The 13,519-nt window shown below is 68.5% G+C and carries 15 protein-coding genes; 9 read left to right on the top strand and 6 right to left on the bottom strand.

All coding sequences use genetic code 11. The features are described from left to right. Positions 1–90: 90 nt before the first annotated feature. On the top strand, positions 91–681 hold the full coding sequence (locus ACIQPT_RS08855) for a hypothetical protein (protein WP_401154116.1): 591 nt from the start codon (positions 91–93) through the stop codon (positions 679–681). 66 nt (positions 682–747) lie between these two features. Here ACIQPT_RS08855 and ACIQPT_RS08850 read toward each other — a convergent pair whose 3' ends face one another. Together ACIQPT_RS08850 and ACIQPT_RS08845 are read right to left on the bottom strand one after the other, a co-directional pair. After that, on the bottom strand, positions 748–1,482 hold the full coding sequence (locus ACIQPT_RS08850) for a Mut7-C RNAse domain-containing protein (protein ID WP_401154113.1): 735 nt from the start codon (positions 1,480–1,482) through the stop codon (positions 748–750). A gap of 67 nt (positions 1,483–1,549) precedes the next feature. Then, positions 1,550–2,374 (bottom strand): DUF6597 domain-containing transcriptional factor, encoded by an 825-nt coding sequence (locus ACIQPT_RS08845; protein ID WP_401154110.1) that lies wholly within the window; start codon positions 2,372–2,374, stop codon positions 1,550–1,552. 84 nt (positions 2,375–2,458) lie between these two features. On the opposite strand from ACIQPT_RS08845, the gene ACIQPT_RS08840 reads away from it, so the two are divergent. After that, the gene (locus ACIQPT_RS08840; protein WP_401154107.1) at positions 2,459–3,070 is read left to right on the top strand and encodes a TIGR03086 family metal-binding protein; all 612 of its coding nucleotides are present in this window, start codon (positions 2,459–2,461) and stop codon (positions 3,068–3,070) included. Here ACIQPT_RS08840 and ACIQPT_RS08835 read toward each other — a convergent pair. After that, complete coding sequence (locus ACIQPT_RS08835; protein ID WP_401154104.1) at positions 2,967–3,389, bottom strand: hypothetical protein; 423 nt, start codon at positions 3,387–3,389, stop codon at positions 2,967–2,969. The genes ACIQPT_RS08840 and ACIQPT_RS08835 overlap by 104 nt on opposite strands. A gap of 180 nt (positions 3,390–3,569) precedes the next feature. After that, on the bottom strand, positions 3,570–4,130 hold the full coding sequence (locus tag ACIQPT_RS08830; protein WP_401154101.1) for a TetR/AcrR family transcriptional regulator: 561 nt from the start codon (positions 4,128–4,130) through the stop codon (positions 3,570–3,572). 154 nt (positions 4,131–4,284) lie between these two features. Between ACIQPT_RS08830 and ACIQPT_RS08825 the strand changes: the two genes are divergently transcribed. Beyond that, positions 4,285–5,889, top strand: a complete 1,605-nt coding sequence (locus tag ACIQPT_RS08825) for a carboxylesterase/lipase family protein (protein ID WP_401154098.1) — start codon at positions 4,285–4,287, stop codon at positions 5,887–5,889. Between the two features lie 213 nt (positions 5,890–6,102). On the opposite strand, the gene ACIQPT_RS08820 is transcribed toward ACIQPT_RS08825, so the two are convergent. Further along, positions 6,103–6,498 carry a VOC family protein gene (locus ACIQPT_RS08820; RefSeq protein WP_376253153.1) on the bottom strand — a complete coding sequence of 132 codons (396 nt, stop codon included), beginning with the start codon at positions 6,496–6,498 and terminating at the stop codon, positions 6,103–6,105. 185 nt (positions 6,499–6,683) lie between these two features. Here ACIQPT_RS08820 and ACIQPT_RS08815 point away from each other — a divergent pair, with 185 nt between their 5' ends. Continuing rightward, positions 6,684–7,508 (top strand): transposase family protein, encoded by an 825-nt coding sequence (locus ACIQPT_RS08815; protein WP_401154095.1) that lies wholly within the window; start codon positions 6,684–6,686, stop codon positions 7,506–7,508. A gap of 393 nt (positions 7,509–7,901) precedes the next feature. Here the strand turns inward: ACIQPT_RS08815 and ACIQPT_RS08810 are convergent, their stop codons facing one another. Next, positions 7,902–8,555 (bottom strand): hypothetical protein, encoded by a 654-nt coding sequence (locus tag ACIQPT_RS08810; RefSeq protein ID WP_401154093.1) that lies wholly within the window; start codon positions 8,553–8,555, stop codon positions 7,902–7,904. A gap of 1,516 nt (positions 8,556–10,071) precedes the next feature. On the opposite strand from ACIQPT_RS08810, the gene ACIQPT_RS08805 reads away from it, so the two are divergent. From ACIQPT_RS08805 to ACIQPT_RS08785, 5 genes are all read left to right on the top strand, one after another. Beyond that, positions 10,072–10,305, top strand: coding sequence for a hypothetical protein (locus ACIQPT_RS08805; RefSeq protein ID WP_401154090.1), 234 nt, complete (start codon positions 10,072–10,074; stop codon positions 10,303–10,305). 359 nt (positions 10,306–10,664) lie between these two features. Further along, positions 10,665–11,327 (top strand): HAD-IA family hydrolase, encoded by a 663-nt coding sequence (locus tag ACIQPT_RS08800; RefSeq protein WP_401154085.1) that lies wholly within the window; start codon positions 10,665–10,667, stop codon positions 11,325–11,327. 142 nt (positions 11,328–11,469) lie between these two features. Further along, entirely contained in the window at positions 11,470–12,618 is a 1,149-nt protein-coding gene (locus ACIQPT_RS08795) for a helix-turn-helix domain-containing protein (RefSeq protein ID WP_401154082.1), read from the top strand. 193 nt (positions 12,619–12,811) lie between these two features. Beyond that, on the top strand, positions 12,812–13,258 hold the full coding sequence (locus ACIQPT_RS08790; RefSeq protein ID WP_401154080.1) for a hypothetical protein: 447 nt from the start codon (positions 12,812–12,814) through the stop codon (positions 13,256–13,258). Next, positions 13,255–13,449 carry a hypothetical protein gene (locus tag ACIQPT_RS08785; protein WP_401154077.1) on the top strand — a complete coding sequence of 65 codons (195 nt, stop codon included), beginning with the start codon at positions 13,255–13,257 and terminating at the stop codon, positions 13,447–13,449. The genes ACIQPT_RS08790 and ACIQPT_RS08785 overlap by 4 nt, the downstream gene beginning before the upstream one ends. The last annotated feature ends 70 nt before the right edge of the window (positions 13,450–13,519 follow it).

Raw genomic sequence — 13,519 nt, 5'->3', positions numbered from 1 at the left:
GGTGGGCGGCCGTGGGCTGTGCGGGTGGGGGAGAGCGCGTCAGGGCGGTACGTTCATCGGATAAATCGGTGGGATCGGTATGTTCCGGCCATGCTGATGCTGAGCAGAAGACTGTTGATGCCGCTGTCCGTCGCCGTCGCCGTGGCCGCGGCGACGACTGTGCCGGCCGCGACCGCCGTGCCGGTGGCGGTGCCGGTGGCGAGGTCGGCGGCGGTGACGGATACCGACCCCGTCTCCTTCGCGGCAGCCCCCGCCGCCCCGGCCGCGCCGGCCGCGCCCGGGAAGGAGGCGGCCGTCCCGGAGGCGGACGTCTCCCATCACGGGCACGTCGCCCTCTGGAACGACCTGCTGGAGATCCGGCTCCGGACCGCGAACCGGGGGCCCACCGACGTACCCGCCTCGACGGTGCGGGTGCGGTTCTCCGAGCCCCTGGCCGTACGGCAGCAGCTGCCGCAGGGCTGCCTGTGGGGCGGCAGGGCGGCGGTGCTGTGCGAAACGGGCTCGCTGGCCACCGGCGGGCAGTCCCGGCGGACCGCGTTGGACCTGCGGCTGGCCGGCCGCCCGGCCGAGGTGGTCGTCCGGGTCGACACGGTGTGGAACGGCGGGGTGCGCGACGCGGACTCCAAGAACGACGCGCACACGGTACTGGCGCCCTCGACCGGGGACCCGTACGCGTTCTGACGCGCATGCCTTCTGACGCGTACGCCTTCTGAACTGCGGGGGCTTTTACCGTTACGCCGTACGCCGTTACGCCGCCGCGCCCCCGAACTCGCGGACCGCCTCGGACACGATCGTCTCCAGGTGGCCGTGGTGGGCGCCGCGCCAGTACACCCGGGAGCACTCCGTGCACTGGGCGAACACGTCGTACGCCTGCTGCGTGCCGTGCTCCAGCAGTTCGCTCACGGAGTCCTTCGCGGCCCCGGTCAGGGTGCCGTTGCACGCGGTGCAGCGGGTCCACGGGGTCAGGGCCGGGGCGAACCGGCCGAGGACGTCGCGGAGTTGCTCCTTGGGGCGGTCGCTGTAGACGTACGCCCCCGCCCAGATCTCGCGGCGGCGCAGCAGCCCGCGGTCCCGGGAGAGCAGGACGCGCCGCTCCCGTGCCGAGAGGGTGGCCAGGGCGGGGTCGCCGATGTCCTCGCTCTCGTACGCCGCGTCGACGCCCAGGAGCCGCAACCGGCGCGCCAGCGTGCCGAGATGGACGTCGAGGAGGAAGCGCAGAGGCGCACCGGGCACCCGCTGCGGGCGCTCCACGGCACGCACCTCGACGCGCTCGCCGGGCCCGGGCGCATGCGAGCGGGCCACCGGGTCGCCGTTCACCAGCAGCGTTCCGGCCTCGGTGAGCGGGACGCCGAGGGACTCGATGACATGGCCGAGGGTCGAGGAGCCGTCAGTGACGAGGGGCGTGGGCCCGCCGCGGCGGTCATGCGGGACGAAGAGCCGCAGCTCAGGGGCTACTTCGAGGGTGATCTCGGGTCCGTTCACCCGGTCAGGATGCCACCGGGGCGGGACGGGGAGCCAGGGATTAGGCAGCGCGTGCACCCGTGCGCCGTCAGGGCTGCGGGGCGAACGCCGTCGGGGGCACGCCCACCGTGGCGGTGAAGTCCCGCACCAGATGGGCCTGGTCGCTGTAGCCGAGGTCCGCCGCGAGCCGCGCCCAGTCGACGGCCGGGTCGGATCCGGCGCGCTCCAGCGCCTCGTGGATGCGGTAGCGGAGGATGACCCACTTGGGGCCGACGCCGACGTACGCGGAGAAGAGCCGTTGCAGGGAGCGGGCGGAGAGCCCCGTGTCCTGGGCGAGCCGGTCGACCCGGAGCACCGTGCGGTCCGTGCGCACCAGCTCGACGGCGGCCATCGCCAGCGTCGCCCGGGGGTCGGGGCGGGGCTCCAGGGCCAGCAGGAAGGCGTCCAGCGCGGCGACCCGCGCGTCCTCGTCGTCCGGGCCCAGGACCGCGTCGACGGGCGGCGGCAGCCGCAGCAGCTCGGCGGCGTCGACCCGGTGTCCCGTCAGGTCGCCGACGTCGTGCTCCGGCGCGAATGGGCGGAAGCCGCCGGGCCGGAACTGCACCCCGCAGACCCGCCCGCGCCCGGCCAGCTTCCGGCTGAAGAGCCCCGGATCGACGCCCGCGACCTCGGCGTACCCGGACCGTTCCGTGGGGGTCTCCCCGGCCCCGTACCGCTGGAGGACCAGGTTCACCGACGGGTGCGGGACGACATGGGCGGCGTACGGCTCGGTGAGGTCCCAGTCGATGAGCCAGTAGTGCTCCAGATACGGGCGCAGCGCGGCGGCGGGCTCGCGGCGGCGGAAGCGGACGTGCGCGAAGAGGTCCGGGGCGTCGACGATGCCCCGGGTGTCGCGGCGGGGTCCGGCGGCCATGCCCCGATCCTAGGCGGCGCTTCCTCCGCCTGCCTGTCGCGTTTCTTCAAGACGCGGGCGGACCGGTGGGGGAGCGTGGGAGGCATGACGCAGAAGATCAGTGACCTGCTGGAAACCGCCGCGGCCCGGGCCCTGCCCGTGGTCCGGGGCATCGACGACGGGCAGCTGGGCGACCGTACGCCGTGCGCCGAGTACGACGTACGGGCGCTGCTGAACCACCTGTTCCTGGTGGTGGTGAACTTCCAGGCGCTCGCGGCGCGCGAGGAGGTGGATTTCGGCCGGGAGCCGGAGTTCGTGACGGGCGACTGGCGGGCCGGGTTCGGCGAGGAGACCGCCCGGCTGGTGAAGGCGTGGGACGCACCGGGCGCCGAGGAGGGCACGACCGGGCGGATGGGGCTGCCGGCCCGGACGGTCGGGCTCATGGTGCTCGGCGACCTGACCGTGCATGCCTGGGACCTGGCGCGGGCGACCGGCGCGGACTTCGCGCCGGAGCGGAGCGTGCTCGACGAGGTGGGCCCGGGGCTCGCGGCGATGGCCCCGCAGGCCCGCGCGATGAAGGTGTTCGGCGAGCCGTTCCCGGTGGGGGAGGGCGCTAACGCCTTCGAGCGGCTGCTGGCCGTGACGGGGCGCGATCCGGGGTGGCGTCCGGCCGGGACGAGCGGGACGACCGGGACGAGCGGGACGAACGGGGGCTGAACCCGGCAGGCGGTCCGCTGAGCCCGGTGGGCGGTCCGGAAGTCGGTCCGGCGGGGCACGGGGTGGTGGCCGGGACGTCGTAGAGGGGGCCGAGCGCGGCGTACGCGTCGTCGATGACCTCCTCGGCCAGGAGCAGCATGTCCTGCTCCGCCAGCCGGGCCGCCCGGTGGGTGTACGGGGACGGTGGCGCCGGGTGCCTGCGGCGCCACCAGCAGTCGCAGGCCGCGTAGATGCCGCCGCCGAAGACGAGTACGGGGATGGACAGGGCCAGCAGAACGTCGCCCACGGCGGACTCCTCGATGGTCGGTGTCCTGTGCATCGGCGCGTGGGGTGGTGGCGCTGAAGACCGCCTTCGGCCAAATGTGCCGTAATGCATGGCTCGATCTGACCGAATACGTGCACGTGGGAGCGCCTGTCTGAACGCTTCGACCGGCTGTGCGGCCGGATCTCGGGCGCTCCGACGCCTTCGGGGGATGGGGAGGGCTTCGGGCCCCGGGCCTCACTCCTCCTCGGGCAGGGCGGCGGCCAGCGCTCGCAGGCCGACCAGTACCTCGTCGGTGGTGGGAGCGGACTCCGGGTCGGTGAGATGCTGCATCATCAGACCGCTGACAAGGGCGAGTTGCACCGATCCGACGGTGCGGATCGTCTCTTCGGAGAGCTCCGCCTCTGCAGTGCCGGTGACCTCGCGTGCCATCCCGCTGCGGCCCTGCCGCAGTCCGGCGGCCACCTGCTCCCGCAGTTCCGGGTCGCGTTGAGCCCGCAGGACGGTTTCCAGGTTGGCGATCCAGAAAGTCTTGTTGGCCGAGAAGGCCTCGATCAGACGACTCCACAGGGCGTCGAGGCCGGTGTCGCCGGATGACGGCCCGAAGGCCTGGTCCCCCGAGTCGAGCGCCTCGAAGAGCGCCTGGTTGAGCAGCGCCTCCTTCGAGCCGAAGTGATAGCCGATCGCGGCCATGCTGACGCCCGCCGCCGAAGCCAGGTCGCGGACGGTCGTGCGCTCGTAGCCCTTGGCGAAGAGGCACTGCCTGGCGGCCTCCAGCAGCTTCTCCCGGTTTCCCATGACGCGGACTTTAGCAACGCTCTGCACGTCCGTGCCAGGCAAACGCATCAGGCGATCGTCTTGGGCGATCGAATGATGCAAACGTATTGCGCAGATGCCCAAATCCTGAATACCGTTCCGAGCATCAAAGCCCGCACCGATCCCGGGAGCTCGAATGAGCATCAGAAAGTCCCGCGTCGCCGCCCTTGCCGCGGCCACCGTCTCCGCGGCGCTCGCCGTGACGCTGGTCGCGGCCGGCCCCGCCCCGGCGCGATCCGGTGACCGAGGAGGAGCCGTCCCCACACGGGTGGCGACTGCGGAAGGCCAGGTCCAGGGCTTGGCCGCCGGCTCGGTGCGCACGTTTCAGGGCATCCCCTACGCGGCTCCGCCGACCGGGGAGCGCAGGTGGGAGGAGCCGCAGCCGGTGCGTCCGTGGTCGTCGCCGCTGGACACCCGGGCACCGAAGAGCGCCTGTGCGCAGCCGACGGACCAGCCCATCGCGATCGAGGGCGGCGGCGACGAGGACTGCCTCCACCTGAACGTCACGACTCCGGCCGGGCGGGCGGCGGGACGGCTGCCGGTCATCGTCTGGATCCACGGCGGCAGCTTCACCTATGGCGACGGAGCCACCTACCGTGCGGCCGAGCTGGCCGCCGCGCAGCAGGGCGCCATGGTCGTGACGATCAACTACCGGCTCGGCGCGTTCGGCTTCCTCATCGCGCCCGGCCTGCGCGCACCGGCCAACCTCGGTCTCCTGGACCAGCAGGCCGCGCTGAAGTGGATCAAGCGCAACGCCACCGCCTTCGGCGGAGACCCCCGCAACGTCACGATCATGGGGCAGTCGGGTGGCGGCTACAGCGTCTGTGCCCAACTGGTCTCGCCCGGAGCGCGCGGGCTCTTCAGCAAGGCGATCGTGCAGAGTGCGGGCTGCGTCGGACCGGACGGCTCGTTCACCCGCGCCCAGGCGGAGGCCAACGGCCGCGCCTTCGCCGAAGCCGCGCACTGCGAGGATCCGCGCACCGTCGACTCCTGCCTGCGGCGCAGGCCCACGCCCGAGCTCATCGAGGCGTCGGCCTCCGGTCACGACGGCTACCGGCCCGTGGTGGACGGCATGGTGCTGCCCGAGGCCCCGTCACGGGCGATCGCCGCCGGCCGGTTCGCCCGGGTGCCGGTGCTGCACGGCTCCACCCATGACGAGATGAGCGGACTGGCCGGGCTCGACGAGGTCATGACGGGTACGCCGCTGACACCGGAGGCGTACGCAGAGAAGGTCACCGAGCAGTTCGGGAAGGACTCTCCCGCAGTCCTGGCGGAGTATCCCGTCGCCGACTACGCGGCCCCCGGGGCGGCGCTGTCGGCGGTGCTGACCGACTCGGAGTGGTCGACCGCGGCGCTCGACACCCAGCGCGCACTGGCCCGCCACACCCGCGTCCACGCCTACGACTTCGCCGAGGCCCGTGCCCCGTACTTCAAGAACGTGCCACGACCGGCGAGCTTCCCGCTCGGCACCGGCCACATGGTCGACCTGGCCTACCTGTTCGACAACGACCTCTTCGAGCCGCTCGATGCCGCGCAGGCCGGACTTTCGGAAACGGTGACCGCCTACTGGAGCCGGTTCGCCGCCACCGGCCGGATGGACGGTGGCGGTCTGCCCACGTGGAAGCCGTTCACGGACCGCAGCCCGTACGTGCAGCGACTCGCGTCCGGCCACATCGGGCGCACCGACTTCGCGGCCGACCACCACTACGCCTTCTGGAAGGCGCTCGCCCTCTCGCGTTGAGAGGCTCGGCTTCGGAGGAGCATGTCCTGCTCTGTCGGCCGGGAACCAACAGGGCTCCCGCATTGCTGAGTTGAGGCGTCGAACACCTCCTTCAACGGTGCGGGCGCCCTGTCCGTTGCGTACTCCGATCCCACACCGCCCTTCACCCGATCAGTGAGGTCTTCTCGGCAACGTAGCGGTTGCGGTGTGTGACGGGGTACGGGTGCCCGCGGCCTAGGTCTGCGGTGCCAGGGTGCGTAGGACGTCGAACTCGTTGCCCTCGGGGTCTGCCATGACTACCCAGTTTCGGTCTGGGCCCTGGCCCACGTCCGTCTTGGTGGCGCCGAGGCCGAGCAATCTGGTCACCTCTACCTCGGTGCTGCCGTCGATCGGGCTGACGTCGAGGTGAAGCCGGTTTTTCACAGTCTTGTCCTCGGGCACCTGGATGAACACCAAGGTGGGCGGCATCTGGCGGGCTCGAACATCCTCGATGGTCGGTATCCAGGAGCCGATCTCGACCTTGCCCTCGCTCCGGTCGATCACCTTGAAGTCCAGAACCTCGCACCAGAAGGCCGCTAGCCTCTCCGGATCGTGGCAGTCAACGACCAACTCGGTGAACCTACTTGTCATGACTCTCCCAGATAGTGCGGACGGGACTCAGAGTATTGGCCCGTGTCGCCCGTCCGACAGATCCGCGATCTTCCCCTGGCCGGTCAGGCCATCAGACGGGCTTGATCCGGCATCAGATACGCGAGAAGCCCCTGGTAGGAACAGGTCCGCGAAGATCACGTTCCGGAACCCAGGGGCTTCACGCGTTGACCAGTATCACCTACACCGCAACACTCGATGTCGGCAGGGAGACCGCCGAGACTCTCGCCCAACTCTTGCGCGAGCACCGCGAACGGCTCGGCACCCGCAGGGGAACCCGCGCTCTGGGCGTCTTCAAGCAGGGTGTCCTGGTGCTGCGATGGTTCGTCGACGGGACCTGGCTGGCTCAACTCGCCCAGGACAATGGGGTCTCGGTGCCCACCGCGTACCGCTACTTGCACGAAGGGCTGACCGTGCTCGCCGACCACGCCCCGGATCTGTCCACCGCGCTGGAACGGGCGCCGGCCGCCGGCTACACCCATCTCAACCTGGACGGCACTGTCATCCGTACTGACCGCGTCGCCGCCCCCGGCCCCAAAGGCGCCGACCTCTGGTGGTCCGGGAAGCGCAAGCACCACGGCGGCAACGTCCAGGTCATCTCCGCCCCCGACGGCTGGCCGATCTGGGTCTCCCCGGTCCGCCCCGGCCGCGAGCATGACACCACCTGCGCCCGCACCCACGGCCTGGTCGACGCCCTCAACCGGCTCGCATCCACCCTGGATATTCCCACCCTGACCGACCTCGGCTACGAGAGCGCCGGCGACGGCTTCCGTCACCCGGTCAAGAAGCCCAAGGGCAGCGAACTCGACGACGAGCAGCAGGCGTTCAACTCGGTCATCCGAGGCGTCCATGCGGTCGCCGAGCGGGCCAACGCCCTACTCAAGGTCACCTTAAAGGCCCTGCGCCGGGTCAGCCTCGACCCCAGCGGCATCACCCGGATCGCCCGAGCCGCCCTCGTCCTGCTCCAGCTGGAACACGGCCGCACCGCCTGACCGAAGATCACGAACCGTCACGAACCTTTACCGAGAAAGATTCAGTGACCTCGCTGAAAACGCTCACCGATCCGCGACGAGGTTACCCGCACTCTCAAGGAGAAGAGGGCCCTTGCTCCTGCCCTCCTTCCTCCGTAACGACTCGACTCTCGCGCCTCCACCTATTTAAGGCAGCACGCTTGCGGCGGTGTTCCCAATAGGCAACCCACCACATGTAGAGGTCGCGCGACTCTTTTGGAAGTACGGCGCGGACGAGGCGCAGCACAACAAAAGGAAGAATCAAGAAGAATGTAGCCCACCATGGCATTTCAGCAAGAGCGCTCTGAGGAATTTCAAACACGACGATAACTCTCTACGCGAAGGAAACCTGTGGACCGGTTCTCAAAGTTGTCGCTAGGCGTAGATTTTGAGAACCGAATCGCCGAGAGTCACGTCATACGTTCTCTTGCTCCTTCCAAGCGTCGCTCCAGAAATGCCGACCCTAGGATCCGTCAGCGAGGCCGCGACATCTTCCGGATAGGGGAGTCCTGTCCACTGGGCCTCCCATTCACCTCCCGCTCCCCAAAGCCTGCGCTGGGGATCCGAGTCATCGTCACGCCCCCTGCCGTCATCACGTCCCAAGGGGTCCCAGTACCAGTTCCCTGTAGCCCACCGCCCCTTGGGGTCGGTCATCGACATACGGGCAACCATGCCGGCCAACAGGGTCTGCGCCGCTTCGCTCATCGGCGGGACGTCGGCAAGCTGGCGCTCCTCTGCCAAGTCCAATGGGTCCTCAAGCGTGCGAAAGTCGAAGTGCGAACCTTCTCGCACCCCCTGCAGCTTTCCGTCCAGCCGACTCGTGACTACCAACCGTGCCCCTGTGGGGACATGCTCCAGGGCGTACGTCCGGTAGTCGTATACATCCCGCAATCGCATTCCGGGAAGCCTCGGGGTGCTGTCACCATGCGGCACCAGATACCTAGTGACGTTATCCGGGGCATCGCTGATGAATACCATCTGATTCCACCGGGGCGACACGGTGATTGTGTACCAGGTGAGGGTGCTCAACAGCCACCTCGCAGGAGGTGCGCCATCTTCGCCGCGATTGAATAGGCCGAGGGCAAGCAAAGCGTTCATCTTCCGCTGCCCCGACGCGCATGAATCCAATCCATGGGTGCGATCGTTTGATATCCCCGTAAGCGCAGCTTCGTAAATCTCACCTGAATATGCCTTGCGGGTGTGTGCAGCTCGCTTCTTTGCAGAATTTGGCATGCCAGAACCTCGCTCACCGCACCGGTCGGCGTTTGAGTTGGACGCCAAAGAATTCTGTCTGCTGAACTGCTATCGCAGAGTGAGTGCACATACACCCGTGAGACGACGGTTGTGGCCGGTGTCCATACGTCGGAGCTCCTGAGCCTCTGCGCTCAGGTTAGACAAGTCAACACTGTGACCGTAGCGTCCACCGCGACGTTTCGCAGCCAACTCGTCGTTTTCCCTAGGAAGTTTTCGTGGAGGACTGCTCCGTCGCACGGCTTGGCGTGTTCTCTCGAACTGGTGCAACCGCCGCAGCGGCGACACCTTCCGCGAGCGTCTGTGGCGCTGCTTGCCGTCTGTGGGTATGGGGTGACGTCATCTGCCCCGGCAGTGACGACCTGACCACAATCGTCCGCAACCTCGAGTGCCCGGCTCACGCTCAGGAGTCGATCCTGCAACAGCCCGAGTAGTCGTTAGCGGCACCTTGAGGGGCGCGGCACCGGGTGAGTGGGGGATTACCGATCAGCCGGGTGCACCTGAACAACGGAGTGCCCCGACCGGTCGAAACCGGTCGGGGCACTCCGCCGCAGCTCAGACTTTTCTCTCACTCCGCAGCAGGTATGCCGTGTGGGGTAGAAGCCCTGGCCAGGGCCGGGCGGTGCTGCGCAGTCCTGGACAGTCTGGTCACACAGGCTTGTTGGTGCCTCGCCACACGGTGCCGGACTGCGCCGGAACGTCCGCTCACGCACCGGTAGCCCGTTGAGCAGCAGTCCCTCTGCACAAGGACGACGCACCGTCGCCGCCCAACCTGGCCGGCAAAGGGTTACGGCTTCACACGCTGGGCTGACGAGCTACATACCGCTCATGAAACTGCCTAGGGCCAGAGCTATACCCCCAAACGCAACCGCGAGCAGTCGCCGCTTCCACGTGACGGGGTGAGTGATAACTCGCTGCGCCAGAGTCCAGTGCCGATACAGCAAGTAGCCCACTGCGTCGAGGGAGATGGCGATGCCCCCCGCCAGCCAGATGTACGGCGTGACCGCATGAACGAGGTCTTCCAGCCTTGGGAAGAGCCCCCCACCAGAAACCGACTGAGTCCACCACACCAGCGTTGGGCTGAACGCCCAAGCCAGCATGATCATTGCCCAGACCTGCGAGGGTACCGACGGCCGCGAGGGCGTCGAAGCAGAAGTGAGACCAATCACCTGGGTCCCGCCGATCACGGCAGGCGCGTTGAAGACGTTGTGGTGAACCTCCGAGGCGTCAGGGTTCGGGCTCATGTTCCACCGCGCATGTCGATGATCTGAGTACCGCCCATCTGGGCTGGTCCATGGAACTGATTGTCGTGCACAGTCATTTGGGTCTGGGGCTGCGCGACTCCCAGGGCGTCTCGGAGCTGCCGCACAAGGCGTTCGTCAGACGCCGCAAGTCGGTGGACGTACTCGTGCACGGCGTTACGCAAGGCCGCAGGGTCTACCCCGCGAAGACGATCAAGATCTTCGATTCGTACACCTTCATTGCCTCGCGAACGGCTCAAGATCGCGCTCAGCCGCGGACGTGCTGACGTGTAGGCATCGGTGACTAGAAGTCCGGTAAGTGCTGCGGCAACACTCTCGGCCACAAAGCCATAATCCGTCATGCATCCCCCTACCTCTCCGTATGCCATCAGGCTACGGAGAGCGATGGGCGCTGTCAGGAAGACTGACGAACATCACCGCCTCTTTCCGCGTACTCACGTGCGACCGCGCCATTGGTCCTGGCTCGGTGCACTGGACGCTGAGCATCGAATGAGAGCAAGGACTGGAGCGTTAACACACTCTGCTGACTACACGGGGGCGGTGACAGTGGCGGGCTCTGCGCGCGGCCGCAACGCCGCGCGGTAGCGTCCCCTGGAGACCAACTGCGGAAGGGGAGAATCGCCGGATGTCGCACAGCAGAGACGTCGCCAGCGGGCGTGAAGAGCGTGGTCTGATCCTCGACTTCGCCGGAGTGCTCACCGCCAGCCCCGTCGACGTCCACCGGGCCTGGTGCATCTCCGAAGGGCTGGCCCCCGGAGCGTGGCGCAGCACCCTCAACGATCACCCCGAAGGGCGCCGCCTTTACGCGGCGTTGGAGATCGGCGAGATAGGGCAGACTGAGTGGAACCAGGGCACGGCCGCTCTTCTCGGGGAGCACGTGGATCCGGTGAACCTGATGGGGCGGGCCTGGGCGGAGGTGCCCGTCTCTCGTCGGATGGTTGCGCTCGCCCGCTCCGCGCGTGCGGCCGGCCATCGGCTCGCGTTGCTGTCCAACAGCTTCGGCCTCGATCCGTTCAACCCCTACGAACACGTCGGCATCTGGGACCTGTTCGACGTACACGTCGTGTCCGAGCTGGTGGGGCTGGCCAAGCCCGACCCGTCCATCTATCAGCTCGCCCTCGATCTCATCGGCGTCCCGGCCGAGCGGTGTGTTTTCGTGGATGATCACGCGATCAACCTCCCGCCGGCCGCCGAGCTGGGCATCACCACCGTCCACGCGACGGACGAGGACGCCGCGGTGACCGAGCTGGAGGCACTTCTCGGCGTGACGGCGGCGTCCGTCACGTAAGCGCAACTGCAGTCCAGGCAAAGCCTGTCGGCGCCACTGCTCACCCAGTACTGTCCGTGTGGATCCCATTACGCGGAGGTTCTAGATCATGCAGTGGTCTGAGTACACCACCGCGGAGCGCATGAAGGCGCTCCGCGGCGCCATGACCCAGGAGCAGTTGGCCGAGGCCGCCGCTGTGTCCGTCGGTGTGGTCCGCAAGCTCGAACGCGGAGGGACGGCGTCCCTCCCCTCTCTACTTTCGATCGCCGACGCGCTCGGCACGGACATCGCTGTGCTTCTCGGACAGCAGGCTCCCCGGCGGTCCATGGACCGCGACGAACGCGCCGCTCTGCGCCTAGTTTCCGCAGCCACCCATGACGCTGCCATCGGTATCCCCGCCGATGTCGAGCCCGGTACCACCGAAGAGCTCCGTGCAGTCGTCCGTCGCGCGGACGCCGCCTACTGGGGAGGCAGGTACACCGAGCTCGGCACCCTCCTGGGCCGGCTCCTCCCCGAGGCGCGAGCCAGGTTCGACGCGGCAAGCAGCGCCGAGCGGGAAGCCGCAGCAGGCATTCTGATCGACACCTTCCAGACTGCTGGCATGGCGGCCAACGTGCTCGGTTCACGCGATCTCGCGTACGCGGCGCTGACGTACGGCCGCCAGATCGCCGTGCAGACCGGGGACGATCTACGGGACGCCCACCTCGCCGCGACGACCGCGTGGGTCAACCTTCGAGACGGCCGTACGAAGCAGGGCTTCCTTCTCGCCGCAGCCCAGGCCGACCGGATCGAACCCAGGATGAGCGAGCACGATCCGGACCGGTTGAGCGTGTACGGGCAGCTCGTCACAAACGCCGCTGTCGCCGCGTCCCGAGGTGGCGCCGGAGCGGACAGCGCCCGCGAATATCTGTCTCAAGCCCATGCCGTTGCTGCCCGCATAGGTGAGGAACGGGCTCGTGGCTCCCATGCCCAGCCGTACGGGCCCATGTACGCCGCCACGCAGGCCATGAGCATCGCCGTGGCGCTCGGCGACACTGCCGGAGCGCTGCGGCTGATGGATACCGTTCGCCTGAACGAGGCCGTCCCCCTGGCAACCCGGGCCCGCTACGGCTTGGACGTCGCCCTCACCCAGGTCGAATGTCGGCGGTGGGACGCCGCCGCCGTCACGCTCCAAAACGTCTGCACGATGGCTCCGGGATGGGTGCGCCACCAGATGCTCCCCGGGGTCATCATCAGTCGGCTCGCCGGAGTGTCCGTTCACCGGCTCAGGGGTCTCGCTGACTCCGCAGGCGTTCCACTCGCTGTGCGCTGACTCTCGTCAGCACTGCAACGGTCCGTAGCAGTGCGGCTGCTGCCATCTGCACTACTGATACGGATCGTTGCACCTATCCGAGCCGGCTTCCCTCCCCTGTCACGAGGCGTGGCAGGGGAGTTGAGTACGAGCCGTCGTCGGAGCCACGGGCCGTGTCTGGGCCCGTGCCCGACAGCCCAGCAGCCTTGTGGGCATGCCGATCAATCCATCCGGCGCTCTGGGACACGTTCCCGTTGCCGTCTACGTCTGCGCCCTCACCTCCACCGCCGTCCGTGAGGGAGAGGAGCGGGGTCGCTACTACGCCGACGCACGCCACTGGCACGTCGCCGGCGCCTGGTCCGACTCCGACCCGGGCCTGCCACTCGCGGAACGCCCCGGCTGGCAGGCCGTCACGGCCGCCCTGTCCACAGGCATGATCAGGGGGATCGTCGTCGGTGCGCTGACTCATGTCGCGGTCGATGCGGCCCAGTTCGCCAGCCTCGGTGTTCTCATCCGCGAGCGGGGTGGGTTCCTCACCGACGTGGCGGGGGCCTTGCCGGTCCGCTGCACGCCCGGCCAGCGAGAGCGGCGACGTGACATCGCAGATGCGGCCTCCGTATGGCCACCGCAGACCGATGCGGCCGGGGAAGGCACCTCGTGACCGCGGCAGGGGCGTGGGTCGGCGACCTCGTCAGGGACGGAAGCGGCAGGCGCGCGATCGTCACCGATGTCCGAGCCCGCGGCACCGTGTGGGTGTTACGACCACCTGTCGGCGGCGGCCCCCACTGGGAGACCGGCGACCCCGACACCCTCGAAATCATCGCCCGCCGCGGAGTCCACGACAGCCCGTAGGCCCTACCGCTGGTCTCCTCCGACAGCCTTCGACTCGTTCGTCATGCCCGTGCACCACGCCCGGAAGGCG

Origin of the sequence: Streptomyces sp. NPDC091289, from assembly GCF_044757365.1 — a bacterium.
Classification (GTDB): Bacteria; Actinomycetota; Actinomycetes; order Streptomycetales; family Streptomycetaceae; genus Streptomyces.
Note: the sequence above shows the minus strand (reverse complement) of the source record. Positions and strands in the feature narration are given on the sequence as shown.